This window comes from Myxococcales bacterium (assembly GCA_016717005.1).
In the GTDB taxonomy this organism is placed as follows: domain Bacteria; phylum Myxococcota_A; class Polyangia; order Haliangiales; family Haliangiaceae; genus UBA2376.
Window position 1 is genome coordinate 874,333 of record JADJUF010000037.1, and the last position, 14,957, is coordinate 889,289.

Genomic DNA, 14,957 nt, shown 5'->3' on the forward strand with positions numbered 1-14,957 from the left:
TGCAAGGCGATCGTGGAGGGCGTGTTCGGCAAGGCGCTGTAGCTGTACAAGGGCGTCCGGCTGCACGCGTACGACGCCCAGAGCAACCACCTCCACTACCTGTGTCGCCACCGGCCTGGGTGGGAACCACTTCCAGCGGTGACACCGGAGCCCGGGTTCCCCCGGGCCCCGCGGTCGGCGTGCGGGCGCGGGGCGCCGAGAACTCGCGCCGCTCGCGGACTGGCCGTTAGATCAGCGTCGCGGTGAAAAGGATGTGCGGACCCGGGTCGCCACCCGAGCCCGCACGGATGCCCCGGATGGACGGGACGTAGAGACCCTCGCTCATCCTGACGCAGCCGTCCAGTTCTTGTCCGTCCGCGATGCCGGATGGACGCCGGGATCCGGGTCGCAGCCACCCGGATCGGGGCCACCCGGATCGGGGACGGCCACCTGGCACACGGCGGTGATCCCGGCGCCGGTCGTCGCCGCGCCCACGTACCCCCGGCAACCCGCCGGTCCAGTGCGGCGATCAGATCTGCGGCGGTTCGACGATCTGGCGGCTCAGGGTCGAAGGCGACGTGGCTCGTCGTAGCGCTCCTTGGCCTGCGGCGCCGGACGCGGCGGCGCAGGCCAGCCGAGCGGCACCCCAGCGAACCGCGTCACGGCCGGCGATCCGATCGGCCCGGCGATCCGATCGGCGGCCGGGATCCGATCGGCTGCGACCCGGCGATCGGGCGACCCGGCGACCCGGCGATCGGGGAGCCCGTGCGTGTGAGTCGATGGGTTGCTACTCCGTTCTCCTGCCCTCGCGCCGGCGATCGCCCAGGCGCCGCGCCATGATCAACGCCTGCTCGGCGAACTGGTGCGAGCCGGCCAGGTCGCCGGCCTCGCTGCGGATCGCCGCCTGGCTGCCCCCGAAACCGGGTGGCAGCCGATCGGATCACGGGGCAGCCGATCGGATCAGGGCGTCTCGACCTTCGACTCGTCGTAGCCAAGGTCGAAGATGTCGATCGGCTCGTCGTCGACGTCGAGTTGATTCGTGACCGTGTAACCCTCGCAGCGCGCGATCTCGCTGCGACGGCAGTCGCCCGCGATGCCGAGCACCTGCCCGATCCGTTCGAGGGCGCCCCGCAGCCGAGGGGCGTTCAGGCCGCTCGTCTCCGGCTGTGGCCGTCCGCGGAGGTCGTACGGCAACCAGGCATCGCAGCGCGTCGCGACCAGCACTCGCCCGTGATGCGCGACGTCGGAAGCGCTAGCCGTCACGACATTCCTGACGACGGTCTCCCCAAGGGATGACAGGAGCGTCCCCTCTCCCTCGAGGGAGAGGCTGAGGGGAAAGCTCCCGGCCCACTCCCCCAGGAACAGCCGCTCGAGATCACCGATAGGATCGCTGGCTGAGAGCCGGCGACGGAAAGGCCCCCGACCGTCCGCAGGCGCGAATATCACGATAGCCAAGTCGGGCGCGAGCAGGCGTGCATAGTGGGGTCCCAGAACGCCCACTCGCCAACGGCATCGTTTCCGTGATGAAGGATCATTGGACTGCCCCGCTCGAGATGATGCGCGTGCCGTCGGGGAGGACGGCTTCGATGATGACACCCGTCTCTCGCGTGTACCGCTGCAAGGTCGCAGCGAACGGCGCGACATCAGTTGCCGTACCTCGCTGAAGATACACGACGACACGGCGCACGCGAGCCGGAGCGGTCGCGAGTTGTTCGTTGCCCTTGTCCATCGCTTCGAAGAGGGCCTTGCGAACGTCGACCGTGTAGGCTCTCAGCACTTGGGTGCCGTCCGTGATGTCGCCTGAGGGCCAACCGGTTGAGGGCCACTCGGTCGAGTGGGATCGGGCCGACTCGATCGCCCTCGCTGAGGTACCGTCGCGTGGCGAGCGTCAAGCGACGTCTGTCGTCTCGCGCCAGCCGCCAGCCCGCAGCGCCTCGATTGCCCGGTTCAACGCGCGGCCGGGGCAGTTGAGCTCCTCCAGCCATGGTGACCAGTAGACTGCGAGGGAGATCGAGCACTCGTTGCCCTGGCTTCCGATGGAGAACTCGACCGGTTGCCGCAGCACGTGACGCCCTGGTGGCGGCGCCAGCCACGCGACGTCACCATTGCGCACCGTGGGAACCACCAAGTGCCCAGCCGGGGACTCGATGTGCATCGCATCCTCGCCAGCCCAGACGGGCGGAATCCGAACGAGGCCCGCGAGCACTGTGAGATGCTCGAGTTCGAGGCCCGCGCCCCCGATGGTGTGAGCGCTTCGACCCACCCGGCCATCGCGGGCCGGTCGATCGCGCGCTGAGCGGCGCACCGCCCAAGCATGCCGAGGCTCTCGACCCGCGCCCCGTCGAGGCTCGGCGGTAGGGCCGCGCGCTGCAACAGCCAGTAGGGATGATCGGCCTTGGCGGCGCTTCGTCGGGCGCACCTGAGTTGGGGCGCCAAAGATCCCTCGACGATCAGTGGTTCGGGACGGCATCAGCCAACGTCCAGAACGCGTGCTGCATCTCCGCGGCGACGGCGCGTGAGCTGTCCTCGTGAACGGTCCTTTCGAGGTCGAGGCGACAGAACGCCTGGTCGCGGACATCGGCGGTCATTGTCATCGGATGGTTCTCCACGTCGGGCCGTTCCGCATCCACCTGCACAGTAAGGCGCCCCCCGGATCCGGGTCGCCCGGATCCGGGTCGCAGCCACCCGGTCGCGGGGGATCCGGGTCGCAGCCACCCCGGGGGCCGTCCCCCCGCCGCGTCAGTCGTGAACGACGACGCATCCAGCTCGCTGGGCGCTGGAGAGAAACCCCTGCAAGGATTCCACATCGCAGATTACCTCCAGCAGTGCGGAGGCCTTGCACTCCTCGGGCCGGTTGAGTTCGAGATCCATGGCGGGCACCAGTTGCTTCAACTCGTCGAGACGCTCTGCGGAGACCCGCCCGTCGCGACCGATGACGCCGGCCGCTTGGATCGCGTCTCCGACACCAGAGATCATCTGTATCAATGTGGCAAGGTCGTCACCAGCGAATTGGACATGCCTTTTGCTCGCGTCCGCTACACGGAAGATGAACGCCCGGAGGACCTCTGCGCGCGTGGGATCTACCAAGCGCCACAGCGTGATGGCCGATTCGAGGACCGCCCAGCCGTGCTTCATCTCATCGATCACCTCGGCGTCTTCGAAGTGAAGCGAATCGGGCGCCATGCGAGCCGCGTATAGAGTAGCCATTTTCGTCTCGTCCTCATGTGGAAGGGCTGGTCTTGAGGAGTTCCTCAACGAGCTGTTCGAGATCGGATGCCGTAATCCCAAGGGATTCATTGAATACTCTGTTTGCAGGTCCCCGCGTCGCCTTTATCGCACCTGCGTCGCTCGCGAGATCGATCTCGTCTGCGAGCCCATCATTGCTACCGCGCACGAGCCGGACCTTCGTTTGACCACGGGCGCCAACGCCTAGCAGTTCGCTTTGCGCCTTTAGCTGAGCATCGGCCTTGGCGTGAGTGTCTCCCGTGCCTGTTTTCACTTCCTCGCGTTTCAGAATCTTGGCCTTGGCGCCGGTTGCCGGGCGTTCGAGAATCACGAGATCCATCTCGCCGCGCTCGAGGTAGAGCCCGTCGCCGAATTTCCTGAGACCAGGGTTGGACGGTAGCGAGCCATCGGGATTCCGATGATTTGCCCGCCATTCCTCGATGGTCGCCTCCGCTTGCTTCTCGTAGATCTTCACGCCGTCGAGCACTTCGGCATTGGGATGGGCAGCTTCGGCCTCGGCCTTGAGCACTCTGGCCATCACCTTGTCGCGCAGGTCTACGAGCTTCACGCGCGAGGGCTTGGCACTCCTGAGGATCGCGCGGACCTCGGGATCGTTCATCAGATCGAGTTCGGCGATCTTCTGCTTCAGCTCGGCCGTCCGCGCCTGCGAGCGCGTCCGGAGGGCGACGGCTTCCCGCTCTTCGCCAACTGCCTTGCGGATCTTCTCGCGTGCGGTCTCCACGTCTTTGCCGCCGAGCATCGCGCGTTGCTCTTCGGGCGTCTTGCCCTTGGTCATCTTCGTGAGCTTGACCTTCTCCTCCGGGGTGAGCCCCTCCTCGACGCGCGCCATCCACGCCTCGGGCGTCTCCGCCTTCGGCGTCGGGGGTGGAGTGTCCTTCTGCGGCGCGGGCGGCTCGTCCGGGCGCGGCGCGGCGGGCGGGGGCTTCTGAGTGAGGTCGGCTTGGTCGCGGGCGCGCTGTTCCTGCGCGCGCTTCTTCGCGAGGGTCGCCCTGGCCTTGTCGATGTCGCCCTTGGCCCCGGCCAGGGCTTCGCGCGCCTCCGATGCATGGCCGTGCTCCTCGAGGAACTTCTTGCCGTCGCGGTAGCTCTTGATCCGCTTGGAGGCCTTGGCGACGCCCCAGGTCGCCGCCCACAGCAGCAGCTTGGCGGCGTCGCCGACGATGGTCGTCGCCATCATCGCCGACGCGTGCTCCATGTCGACCACCGACTTCGCGCGGATGGCGGCCTTGAGGTGTCGACCACCTCGCCGAGCATCACGACCGCGTCGAGCCCGAACTCGATCAGCAGGCGACGTCGAGCGCGACGTTCACGCCGGGGATCTGTTGCAGGATCAGGATACCGACGGCCGTGGCGATCATCTTGACCGCGTCGGCCTTGATGGCGTTCCAGACCTCCCGGCCCGCGGCGCTGAGGTAGCCGCGTTCGTGGGCCCACGTCAGGGCCCGCGTGATCGAGTCGGCGGACGCCGCCCCGGCGAGGCGGGCGTCGAGCTTGGCGAGCTCGGTTTGGTACGCCTCGACGCCGTCGAGCGGCCACGTGGCGGCGACGCCGCCGCCGCCGAACGAATAGAGGCCAGCGCCGACGGTCCAGCTCAGGACGCGGATGAACTTGCGCGCCACGGTGGCGGGGTCCGCGCCGGCCTGCTGCACGAACTGCAACGCCGCCTGCAGCTCGGCGAACTTGGCGCGCTGTTGCTTGTAGTACGGCCTGGTGACCACGAGCTCGCCGGCCCGGATCTGCCGGACCTGATCGACCAGGTCGCGCTCGTGCTCGAGCACGGCGCCGTAGTGCGCGGCGAGCCGCAGCCACGAGGCCATCGCCGCGGCGTAGCGATCGGTGGGCTCGCTGGAGCCGGCGGCCAGGCGGCGGTAGTTCAGGACGTCGCGGACCAGCCCGTCGGCATCGAGCTGGCGCGCCTGATCGAGCGTGAGGGAGCCCGCGCGCCCAGACGGTCGAGCCGATCGCTGCGACGCCGTCGAGGGCGCGGCTCCGCTCGGCCCGGTACGCGGTCTCGAGCTCCTTCAGGTTCGCGTCGATGCGCAGCTCCTGGGACATGCGCTCGGCCCAGGCCGCGGGAAGCCACCGCCATCTTCCTCGAGGATCGTGTTGCGATCGCGACGAAACGTGAGGAAGCCCAGGGTCAGCCGCTCGTCGCGCGCGAGCTCCTGGCACTTGTCGATGAACGGAAACAGCACCGCGTCGTCATCGATATCGTCGGGGCGCATCAGCGTCAGCAGCAAGACCAGGCGCGTGCCATACGCCCGCTCAGCCGGGACGTTCGACCGCTCGAGCTGCGCGGCGTTCTCGACCTCGGTATCCAGCGTCTCCTCGTTGTCCTGCGGCGCGGGCTGCCGTTGCGCGACGGCCTGGGTGACGGGGCGCCGGCGTGGTGGACGCCGGCCGCTCGACGGACAGGGCCGGGGCTGGGGCCGCGACCGCGCCACTCGCGGCCCCGCTGGCCGAGCGCATCGGCCTCTTGCTCCAGGCCGGGCGCGTCATTGATGGCGATGCCGCGCACCTGGCTCGTCACGGCGACGCGGCCCTGCCGCTGCTGGACGACATGGGCCAGCTCGTGGCCGATGAGCTCGCGACCCGCCTGCGACTCCGGATCGTACTGTCCCGGCGCCATGCACCGAATTGCCCTTCGGTATAGGCGCGGGCGCCGAGCGCAGCCGCCCGCGCCGAATCTGGGTGGATCAGCACGTCGCCGAATCAGCGTGGAACGCGCGCTCCATGATCGCGCACGGCGGGCGGGAGCGGTGTGCCGCTGGACGTGGACGGGCGCGCGCGGGTCGGCCGTGGTCTTGGCGTCGCGGAGGTCGCCCTTGGCCTGGATCGGCACGTGCAGACCGAAGGGTCGTCAAGTGCGGCGAGGCGCCCCGCGCGGTGCGATGCCGACTTGCTGTCGATCTGCTCGTTCTGTGGCGGGTGCTCGGCCCCGTCGCGCTCCGGCCGTGGGCGAAAGCCCGCGGTCAGCGTGACCTTGCCGGGGTAGCGAGCCGGGCTGGGTGCGGTCTCCTCGGCCTCGGGCTCGGGCCGGTCAAACCGATGCGACCTCACGTGCGGCTCGACCGGCAGGCGGTCAGGCCCCGCGGATCGGGCCAGGTTCGGCGTCGCATGCCCCCCTATCGGCCGCGGTGGGGCCCGGTTGCTTGCGGGGCGGCGTTTTCTTACTCCCAGCGCTCCCCGCTACCGGTCCTCGCGCTGGTCCCGGAATCGCGCGCAGTTGCTGCCGGCCGGGTTGCTGCCGGCCGGGTTGCGGGGCGGCGCGCGGCCGCAACCGCCGCCCGCCCTGGCCGATAGGCCGTCCAAGCGTCCCGCGGTGGGGCGCGGTCGCCGGGAGCGGGGGATGGGCCATCGAGTGCGCTGGTATCTGGAGGGGGTGGTGTTCGAGGTGACGATCCGGACCTTGGGCGGGGCGTTCTGGCTGCGGCCGGACGCGGCGTGCAAGGCGATCGTGGAGGGCGTGTTCAGCAAGGCGCTGCAGCTGTACCAGGGCGTCCGGCTGCGCGTACGACGCCAGAGCAACCACCTCCACTACCTGCTGGCGGCGAGCGACCCGGCGCAGGTGCCGCTGTTCCTCGACTACGTCCACGGCAACATCGCGCGCCAGGTCAACGACCTGCGCGGCCGCACCGGCGTCTTCTGGAGCCGCCGCGGCAGCGTGATCGCGGTCCTCGACGACGACGCCCAGATCGAGCGCCTCCGGTACATCCTGGCCCAGGGCCCCGCGTCGAACCTGGTCGCGTCGCCGGCCGATTGGCCGGGCGCGTGCTCGACGCCGGCGCTCCTGGGCGACATGACCAGCCCGGCGGTCTACCGCTCGCTCGACGAGCGCCGCCGCAACGCGCGCCGGCCGAGCCCGCGGCCCGAGGCCGAGCTCGAGCACGACGTCGCCATCGAGCTCGCGCCGCTGCCGGTCTTCGCCGAGCTCACCGCCGCCGAGCTGCGCGCGCGCCACGCCGCGCTGGTCGCCGAGATCGAGGAGGAGCACCGGGGAACAAGGTGCTCGGCGTCAAGCGCCTGCTCACCGAGGACCCAGACGCGTGCGCGCAGAACTTCGTCGCGACCGATGCGCCGCTGTGCCACGCCGGCCACCGCACGATCCGCGAGCGGTTCCGCGCCGCGTACGAGCGGTTCCGCGGCCTGTACCAGGAGGCCTCGGCCCGCCTGCGCAAGCACCGCACCGCCACGAAGCTCGACATCCAGAAGCAGTACCCGCCCGGCGCCCTCGTCCGCCCCCGCTGGTACATCCCCGCGCCGCCCACCATCACCCACGAGTGGCTCCGCGGCGTCGACGACGCCGACCTGGCCCTGGCCTGAGGGCCCGCCGCACGACCTTGCGCTGACGCGCCGCATCCACCGCCCTCCCGCTCGCCGCTCCCGGCCGTCCGACTCACCCCGGACCGGTCGGGCAGCGGCGTTTTCGGGGCGTGCCGGGCGGGAGATTCTGCGACGTCATCGGTCGCACCTCACCCCGCGCGTGCGATCCGATCGATTGCGACTCGGATCCCGGATGGTCGGGCTACCCGCTTCTTGGTAGATCCTCGCGATACGGACCTTTGATGGAGTATCCGTAGGGACCCGAGTAGTTACCAGCGTCGATCATGGCCCAATCCCCGCGATGGTCATCCTGAATGCGATGCTCACTCCGCGTCGTCGCCCCATCCAAAAGTGGTGGCACGAAAACAACACGAGATGTCCCGTCCCGATCTATCATTACGTATATTGTTCTCTCTCCCATTTTACGTCCTTCAATGCGAGTCATATGGCCTTCTCCTCGGCGCTTCTCGACTCACATAAGAAGCGCGCGAGTCTCGGCGCCAGTGCGGCGCCGAAGTATCTAGTTGCTGCCACGATACGTGGCGATTGCTCCCATGACCCCCGCGTGTCGCGAGCTACACATCGCCCCCCTCGCTCACGGGGCGACGCGGGCAGGCGCGGGGACGGCGCGAGAAACGCTAGAACGGCTTCCGCTGAAAGGCCCCCGCCCCTTCTCTGTGAGCGATTTCTAGCCGAATTCTCTCGAGGGCGAGCCGCTTGGCGAACATTTCTAAAAGCGGGCCCCAGTGCCCCGAATCGACCACTTTGAAAAATCGCTGCGAATCGCAGTGCACAACCAGCGCGCCGAGCATTACATTACTACCGTTCAAGACGGGGCAGACTACGCTCGAACGGATTCGCTCTTTCTGCCCTGGGTAGATCTCCGCGTACCGCGCTTCGGGAACCGCCGTGTCTTCGATGATCTTCAGCGAGGGCTTCTCCGCAGCATACATGCGCCCGACCTCTGTGTCCTTATATAGAGCGGCGTTTGCTTGGCGCTTGTTCATGCTGATTGGAGCTCGCCCGGTACTGTTCGCGTAGGCCGCTATGGTCACGCCGTCGTCAAGGAGTGACTTCGTCATGAAAGTGACCTCAAAATCGACCTTCTTGACTCCAGCAGCGGAATGCTTCGCATCAAAGAGATCGTGGACCGCCTTGACTATGAGCTCGAGGCGCCTCGAGGACGCGAAAGCCTTCCCGATGGCCTCGTCGGGTGACATTGTGCACCACTCTTTCGTCGACAGGTCCTTGACCTGTTCTGCAACAAGATAGTCCATCCGACTGGCGGCGTAGGCCAATTCCGCACGTCTGTCAGCGTCGATGCGCTCAGCGGCCTCGATGTGAGATCGCATACCTACGTAAAGCAGTACGGCAAGCAGAATCATTAAGAACAATGCGATGCCGCGAACGATCCCACCCGGTGCGAGATCTTGCTGTTGGATCCACTGCTCAAGGACGGCCCCGCCGTAGAAGATGACTGCCGCAAGGACCGCTTGTAGAAATCCTTTCCAGAAATTCGAAAGCTGCGTTAACCACCGTATCATTGTGGAAACGCCATTCTTAGTGGAATGAACTGCTCAAGAAAGTGAGTCACTTGTTGGCTCTTGAATAGCATTGAGATACTGGCGACAGTTGGACAACTCAGTACCAAGAGCAGCCGGTCGGCGACGAAGCCCCGGGCGATGTACGACTCTGAAATTTCTTCGCAGTGGACAATTATCGATGGTTTCGATAGGCCGCGAGCGAGCCCGAATTCGAAGTGCGTACCATGGCTCGTTCCTGGGATGCCGACGAATATGTCACAGTTGGCGACCTGCCTTGCGCATTGGTCTGCAACCTGCTCGGGCGACAATTGAGTCGCCCCCCATGCGTTGATGTCCCGATGAGGAAGGACGGTGTGAAGACCAATGCTTCGAAGTGAGGCGTCGACGCTTTCCAGCGCTCGTCGATACTTGCGTCGGGGGATTCGACCATGCTGTGGCTCGAAGAGATGCCCCTCCTGATTTGGGCACACTGGCTACGGCCGAGAATGGCGCCGCGATGTAGGCCGCTGGATAGGGGAGGACACTGTTGTCAGACTCCGATTGCGCATCAATGTGAACGATCGGACGTCGATCGCGTCGCAACTCAATAGTGGAGGCGGCGCGACTGGGGGCGGCGTGCCGGCCTGATTGAGCGGAATCTCGCCGTTGGCGAACAGATCCAGCTGTGTCGGCGGCGAGTATCTGTCTATCCAGAGCGCGTCGATCTCCTGCGCGACGGTCTGAATAGCCTTCGAATCTCGCCAATCTACGGCAGCTGAGTCCAGCGCAACAATGGTTGAATCCGCGTAGGACTGTACCCATGACTCAGTGAGATGGTGGATGTCGCGAACATACGACTCGGTATGCAGCGGCGAGTCTCGGCGTTGCCGCGCACCGATTCTCTTCATCGCTGTCTCCACATCACAACGGCAGTATATGACCAAGTCTGGGGGGCAGCACCGAAAGAAAGTGGTTGGCTACTAGCGCATAGGTCTCGTAGGCTCGTTCGGCAATCTCCCCTCGCGTACGAAACAGCTCGGCGAAGACATAGATATCTTCCTGAAGGGAGCGGTCGAGCACGAAGCTCGTACCGGTTGCGAGTGCCTCGTTAACCTGGACTGCCTTCGAACACAGGAAGGACAGCTGCGTTTCGAATGCCCATCGATTGGGGTCACTTGTTAGATCGCGAATGTATGACCGGGCCGGAACAGAATGGGGTAGATAGCGTATACCGAGGACGCTAGCGAGGCTGCGCGCAAGGGTCGTCTTTCCGCTTCCCATCACTCCGGACACCACGATGTATCGAGGCCGTGGGTCTTGGCCCTGAACGATGGTACCCGTCCGATACTGGTCGACTCTGGTGACAAACCGCCTCCAGAGCGGTGCTGGAATCGCTAGTTCTTCGCAGATTGCTTTGAGAACACCCGCGGGTGGTGCACGCAATCCCTGCTCTAGGTGGGCGACCGCGGAGCGATTGCTTGCCGGCCTGCAGCGGGCGGCGAGAGCCGCCTGGCTGATTCCACGATCCGACCGGAACGCGCGTACGAGCTCGCCGAGTCCGGGTAGATCAAACCCCATCCGCACAACCTGTCGCGGGCAGTTGATACACGTCGCTCATCGCCAACTAGCCTAGCCTACAACACTAGTTGCTAAGTTGCTCGCAGAGGCCAACGCGTATCTGCCGCCAGGGCCGCGCGTCCCCGCCGCCTTGGACTCACCCCTCCAGTACCAACTGCCCCTCAGCTACACCCGCTCGTGCTCCCGCAATTCGGGCACTTATGGCACGCCCCGTTCCGCACCATCAGCGTCCCGCACTCATGGCAGGGCGGGGCGTCCGTCTCCTGCACCCAGGCGCGGTCCTTCATCCCGAGCGTCGGGCCCTGGACGATCGCGCTAGCCACCGCGGTCACCTTCGCGAGCGCGGCCTCGACGCTATCGCCGGCCATTAGCCCCACCCGCGGCAGGTCGAGCTGCGCTTCGCGCGCCGCGGGGTGCCGCTCGATCGGGTTGCCATCGACCGGGAAGCGGATCGCGAGCCACCGGAAGATGTAGTCCATGATCGACGTGGCGATCGGGATCTCCTGGTTGCCCGTAAATCCGCTCGGCTCGAACCGCGTGCCCTTGAACTTGTCGACCAGGATCGGCAGCGGCACGCCGTGCTGGAGCGCCAGCGACACCGCGGTCGCGAACGAGTCCATCAGGCCGGCGATGACGCTGCCCTCCTTCGCCATCCGCACGAAGATCTCGCCGGGCGTGCCATCAGCATAAAGCCCGACGGTGATGTAGCCCTCGTGGCCGCCGATGCTGAACTTGTGCGTGAAGCTCATGCGCTCGTCGGCGAGCTTGTGCCGACGCGCGACCGGCGGACCGGCCGGGCGCATCTTCTTCTCGCGCATCGCGGCGACCATGGCGCGCTCGTCGTCGGCGAGCAGCGCGAACGGGTCGACCTCGATCGGCTCCTCGATGACGGCGTCGGCGCGGCCGTTGCCGGTGGCCTGCTTCAGGTTGGTCGAGAGCGGCTGCGTGCGCTTGCAGCCGTCGCGGTAGACCGCGATGGCCTTCAACCCCATCTTCCACGCCTGGATGTAGGCGTCCTCGATGTCCTCGATGGTGCAGTCGGTCGGCAGGTTGACCGTCTTGCTGATCGCGCCCGACAGGAACGGCTGGACGGCGCCCATCATGCGCAGGTGGCCCATGTAGTGGATCGAGCGGGTGCCGTTGCTCGAGCGGAACGCGCAGTCGAAGACCGGCAGGTGCTCGTCCTTGAGGCCGGGCGCGCCCTCGATCGTGTCGTGCGCCGCGATGTGCGCGACGATGACCTCGACCTCCTTGGCGTCGTAGCCGAGCTTGGTCAGCGCCTCGGGCACCGTGTGGTTCGTCGTCTTCAAGAGCCCGCCGCCGACGAGGCGCTTGTACTTGACCAGCGCGATGTCGGGCTCGACGCCGGTGGTGTCGCAGTCCATCAGGAACGCGATCGTGCCGGTCGGCGCGAGCACGGTGACCTGGCCGTTGCGGAAGCCGTACTTCTCGCCGGTCTCGATGGCCTCGTCCCAGGCGCCGCGGGCGCCGATCATCAGATCATAGGGAACAAACGCGCTGTCGATCTTCTCGACCGCCTGGCGGTGCTTGCGCATGACGCGCATCATCGGCTGCTCGTTCTTGGCGTAGCCGACGAACGGGCCGGTGGCGTCGGCGGCGATCTGCGCCGACTGGCGGTAGGCCTCGCCGCACATGATCGCGGTGATCGCGGCGGCGTAGGCGCGGCCGGGGGCCGAGTCGTAGGGCAGGCCGCGCGACATGAGCAGCGCGCCGAGGTTGGCGAAGCCGAGGCCGAGCGGGCGGTAGTCCCAGCTGTTCTGGGCGATCTTCTCGGTCGGGTACTTGGAGTTGTCGATGATGATCTCCATCGCCGTGATCGTCGTCGCGCAGGCCTTGCGGAACGACACCACGTCGAGATCACCACGCGCGTCCTGGAACTTGCGCAGGTTGAGCGAGGCCAGGTTGCAGGCCGAGTCGTCGAGGAACATGTACTCGGAGCACGGGTTGCTCGCGTTGATCCGGGCCGTGTTGATGCACGGGTGCCACTCGTTGATCGTCGTGTCGTACTGCATGCCGGGATCGCCGCAGACCCAGGCGGCCTCGGCCATCTTGTGCATGACGTCCTTGGCGCGGAACGTCTGGACGACGCGGCCGTCGATGACGGCGCGGGTGCTCCAGTCGGTGTCCTTGAGGACCGCCTGCATGAAGTCGTCGGAGACGCGGACCGAGTGGTTGGCGTTCTGGTAGCCGACCGAGTCGTAGGCGCCGCCGACGACGTTGAAGCCGCCGTCGTAGCCGGCGTCGATCAGCGCCCAGGCCTTCTTCTCCTCGGTGGCCTTGCACTCGATGAAGTCGACGACGTCGGGGTGGTCGACGTTGAGGATGACCATCTTGGCGGCGCGGCGGGTCTTGCCGCCGCTCTTGATGGCGCCGGCGAACGAGTCGAAGCCGCGCATGAACGAGACGGGGCCGCTGGCCGTGCCGCCGCCGTTGAGGTTCTCCTGCGAGCTGCGCAGGTTGGAGAGGTTCGAGCCCGTGCCGCTGCCGTACTTGAAGAGCATGCCCTCGGTCTTGGCCAAGGTCAGGATGCTGGCCATCGAGTCCTCGACCGAGTTGATGAAGCAGGCCGAGCACTGCGGATCATCCTCGACGCCGACGTTGAACCAGACGGGCGAGTTGAACGCCATCTTCTGCTGGACGAGCAGGTGGACGAGCTCGTCGCGGAACGCCAGCGCGTCCTTGGGGGTCTTGAAGTAGCCGTCGGCCTTGCCCCAGGCGTAGATGGTGTCGGCGACGCGGCCGATCATCTGCTTGACCGAGCGCTCGCGCTCGGGCGTGCCCAGCGTGCCGCGGAAGTACTTCTGGACGACCACGTTGGTCGCGGTCTGCGACCAGGCCTTGGGGAACTCGACCTGGCGCTGCTCGAAGTACACCTTGCCATCGGCGCCGCTGATGACGGCGTCGCGGAACTCCCACTCGACCTCCGCGAAGGGGTCGACGCCCTCGCGGGTGAAGTAACGCTCGACGGCGAGGCCCGGGCGGGCGTCGCGGATCACACGGCTGGTGCTGCGCTTGGCGCGCTTGGCAGCGCGGGCGTCCTGGCCGTCGTCGTTCGTCATGGTGGTGGTGTCCTCGTTCAGCATGGCCCCTCCTGGCATCGTTGAAAACTGGCTTGCGGCGCTTGGCGCGTGTCGCGCTGGCGTGTGGCGCTGGTGTGTCGGTGCGGCGGCGTTCGAGACGACAGGGCCCCACTGCAGACGGGTCGCATCTGCATGAATCCCCTGGTGAATTTCGTGTATGGCGCTGGAGCGTGTCGCGCGTGTGACGAACCGCGCGACGGAACCCGGTTGTAGTCGTGTCGCTACGGGAGGGCAAGAAAAGAGCTACTAGATTTGGGGGCGCGAAGGGGGCGACCTACTAGGGATGGTGTGGGTGCGTACATGACAAGCTGTGGGGCGGGCTGTGAATTGTGTGTGGAATGAGGTGGAGAGCGGCCGAAAAATGAAGTCGAAACCGAGGGGTGGATGGGGATGTGGAGAAGTCTGTGGATCGCGTGCCAGGCTTTCTGGCGCGGCGCGTCACGGGAAGATCTCCACCTGAAAAAAATTTGCCCCGAGAGCGCGAATGGGGTGGAAACGGGGGTTTTGCCGCGCGCGATCCGGGGCCTCGGGCGCTGGGTGGGGCGGTGTGCGCACGGGGTGGCGAGGGCCTTGGGGTGCGTGGCGATTGTTTTAGCGATTGCGGGTGGTTAGGTGGACGCTTGGGTTGGCGTGGGGTACGGGTGGGGGAAGGGCGGGATCGGCCTGCGTCGGTGGGTCGCAGGCGCGGGGGGGCGCCGCGGGTGGGTGGTGTCTGGCCGGGGCGGTGCGGTAGGTTGCGGAGATGACGAAGGCGGCCTGGATCGCGGTGGTGATCGCGGGGTGCGGGGGCGGCCAGGGCGCGCCGAGCGGTCAGGCGAGCGGCGCGGTGAGTGGTGGCGGTGCGAGCGGGGCGGCGAGCGGCAGCGCGGGGGATCGCGAGCCGGGGTTCTTTGCGGCGGCGGGCGCGCCGGCGCCCGGGGCGTGCGCGGCGGACATCGACTGCGTGGTGGCGGGGACCCTGGACGACTCGGGGTGCTGCTGGAGCTATCGGGAGCTGGGCGCGGTGGCCCAGAGCCGGGCGTACGCGAGCTGGGCGAAGGGCTGGAAGGCGGCGTGCGTGGATGCGCAGTGCCCGTCGCCGCCCGTGCCACAGGAGCGCGCGGCGTGCCTGGAAGCGGTGCGGTGCGTGGCGGGCAGGTGTCGGAATTCTTGTGAATAGCGCTCGGGCGCGAGAGCCCATTGGTCAGCTAGATCAGGTAGTTAGCTG

At 67.0% G+C, this 14,957-nt stretch carries 16 protein-coding genes; 2 read left to right on the forward strand and 14 right to left on the reverse strand.

The annotated features are described in order from the left end of the window. Positions 1–939: 939 nt before the first annotated feature. From IPL61_27460 to IPL61_27505, 10 genes are all read right to left on the reverse strand, one after another. Entirely contained in the window at positions 940–1,203 is a 264-nt protein-coding gene (locus IPL61_27460; GenBank protein ID MBK9034958.1) for a hypothetical protein, read from the reverse strand. Positions 1,204–1,510: 307 nt separating this feature from the next. After that, positions 1,511–1,756 carry a hypothetical protein gene (locus tag IPL61_27465; protein ID MBK9034959.1) on the reverse strand — a complete coding sequence of 82 codons (246 nt, stop codon included), beginning with the start codon at positions 1,754–1,756 and terminating at the stop codon, positions 1,511–1,513. Between the two features lie 111 nt (positions 1,757–1,867). Then, positions 1,868–2,185: a hypothetical protein gene (locus IPL61_27470; GenBank protein MBK9034960.1), complete on the reverse strand. Its 318-nt coding sequence runs from the start codon at positions 2,183–2,185 to the stop codon at positions 1,868–1,870. A gap of 244 nt (positions 2,186–2,429) precedes the next feature. After that, a complete protein-coding gene (locus IPL61_27475) occupies positions 2,430–2,567 on the reverse strand; it encodes a hypothetical protein (protein MBK9034961.1) in 138 nt (45 codons plus the stop codon). A 151-nt stretch (positions 2,568–2,718) separates the two neighbouring features. Then, complete coding sequence (locus IPL61_27480; GenBank protein ID MBK9034962.1) at positions 2,719–3,162, reverse strand: hypothetical protein; 444 nt, start codon at positions 3,160–3,162, stop codon at positions 2,719–2,721. 37 nt (positions 3,163–3,199) lie between these two features. Beyond that, on the reverse strand, positions 3,200–4,420 hold the full coding sequence (locus IPL61_27485; GenBank protein ID MBK9034963.1) for a hypothetical protein: 1,221 nt from the start codon (positions 4,418–4,420) through the stop codon (positions 3,200–3,202). A gap of 85 nt (positions 4,421–4,505) precedes the next feature. Then, entirely contained in the window at positions 4,506–5,042 is a 537-nt protein-coding gene (locus IPL61_27490; GenBank protein ID MBK9034964.1) for a hypothetical protein, read from the reverse strand. Positions 5,043–5,246: 204 nt separating this feature from the next. Then, on the reverse strand, positions 5,247–5,465 hold the full coding sequence (locus tag IPL61_27495) for a hypothetical protein (GenBank protein MBK9034965.1): 219 nt from the start codon (positions 5,463–5,465) through the stop codon (positions 5,247–5,249). Beyond that, positions 5,456–5,854, reverse strand: a complete 399-nt coding sequence (locus IPL61_27500) for a DUF4157 domain-containing protein (GenBank protein ID MBK9034966.1) — start codon at positions 5,852–5,854, stop codon at positions 5,456–5,458. The genes IPL61_27495 and IPL61_27500 overlap by 10 nt, the downstream gene beginning before the upstream one ends. A 453-nt stretch (positions 5,855–6,307) precedes the next feature. Next, positions 6,308–7,219 carry a hypothetical protein gene (locus tag IPL61_27505; GenBank protein MBK9034967.1) on the reverse strand — a complete coding sequence of 304 codons (912 nt, stop codon included), beginning with the start codon at positions 7,217–7,219 and terminating at the stop codon, positions 6,308–6,310. An 11-nt stretch (positions 7,220–7,230) separates the two neighbouring features. Between IPL61_27505 and IPL61_27510 the strand changes: the two genes are divergently transcribed. Beyond that, on the forward strand, positions 7,231–7,548 hold the full coding sequence (locus IPL61_27510; protein ID MBK9034968.1) for a hypothetical protein: 318 nt from the start codon (positions 7,231–7,233) through the stop codon (positions 7,546–7,548). A 638-nt stretch (positions 7,549–8,186) separates the two neighbouring features. On the opposite strand, the gene IPL61_27515 is transcribed toward IPL61_27510, so the two are convergent. From IPL61_27515 to IPL61_27530, 4 genes are all read right to left on the reverse strand, one after another. Next, positions 8,187–9,092, reverse strand: coding sequence for a hypothetical protein (locus IPL61_27515; protein ID MBK9034969.1), 906 nt, complete (start codon positions 9,090–9,092; stop codon positions 8,187–8,189). A 473-nt stretch (positions 9,093–9,565) separates the two neighbouring features. Continuing rightward, positions 9,566–9,991, reverse strand: a complete 426-nt coding sequence (locus tag IPL61_27520) for a deoxynucleoside kinase (protein MBK9034970.1) — start codon at positions 9,989–9,991, stop codon at positions 9,566–9,568. 1 nt (position 9,992) lies between these two features. Continuing rightward, the gene (locus IPL61_27525) at positions 9,993–10,649 is read right to left on the reverse strand and encodes a deoxynucleoside kinase (protein ID MBK9034971.1); all 657 of its coding nucleotides are present in this window, start codon (positions 10,647–10,649) and stop codon (positions 9,993–9,995) included. 161 nt (positions 10,650–10,810) lie between these two features. Further along, positions 10,811–13,729, reverse strand: a complete 2,919-nt coding sequence (locus tag IPL61_27530) for a vitamin B12-dependent ribonucleotide reductase (protein ID MBK9034972.1) — start codon at positions 13,727–13,729, stop codon at positions 10,811–10,813. A 763-nt stretch (positions 13,730–14,492) separates the two neighbouring features. Here IPL61_27530 and IPL61_27535 point away from each other — a divergent pair. Continuing rightward, positions 14,493–14,909 (forward strand): hypothetical protein, encoded by a 417-nt coding sequence (locus IPL61_27535; protein ID MBK9034973.1) that lies wholly within the window; start codon positions 14,493–14,495, stop codon positions 14,907–14,909. Positions 14,910–14,957: the final 48 nt, after the last annotated feature.

Excerpts from the sequence above, each read along its gene's own strand:
- IPL61_27530 (MBK9034972.1), bottom strand. The coding sequence starts at position 13,729 with ATGACGAACGACGACGGCCAGGACGCCCGCGCTGCCAAGCGCGCCAAG.
- IPL61_27480 (MBK9034962.1), bottom strand. The coding sequence starts at position 3,162 with ATGGCGCCCGATTCGCTTCACTTCGAAGACGCCGAGGTGATCGATGAG.
- IPL61_27485 (MBK9034963.1), bottom strand. The coding sequence starts at position 4,420 with ATGGAGCACGCGTCGGCGATGATGGCGACGACCATCGTCGGCGACGCC.
- IPL61_27525 (MBK9034971.1), bottom strand. The coding sequence starts at position 10,649 with ATGGGGTTTGATCTACCCGGACTCGGCGAGCTCGTACGCGCGTTCCGG.
- IPL61_27500 (MBK9034966.1), bottom strand. The coding sequence starts at position 5,854 with ATGGCGCCGGGACAGTACGATCCGGAGTCGCAGGCGGGTCGCGAGCTC.
- IPL61_27490 (MBK9034964.1), bottom strand. The coding sequence starts at position 5,042 with ATGGCCTCGTGGCTGCGGCTCGCCGCGCACTACGGCGCCGTGCTCGAG.
- IPL61_27515 (MBK9034969.1), bottom strand. The coding sequence starts at position 9,092 with ATGATACGGTGGTTAACGCAGCTTTCGAATTTCTGGAAAGGATTTCTA.
- IPL61_27475 (MBK9034961.1), bottom strand. The coding sequence starts at position 2,567 with ATGACCGCCGATGTCCGCGACCAGGCGTTCTGTCGCCTCGACCTCGAA.
- IPL61_27535 (MBK9034973.1), top strand. The coding sequence starts at position 14,493 with ATGACGAAGGCGGCCTGGATCGCGGTGGTGATCGCGGGGTGCGGGGGC.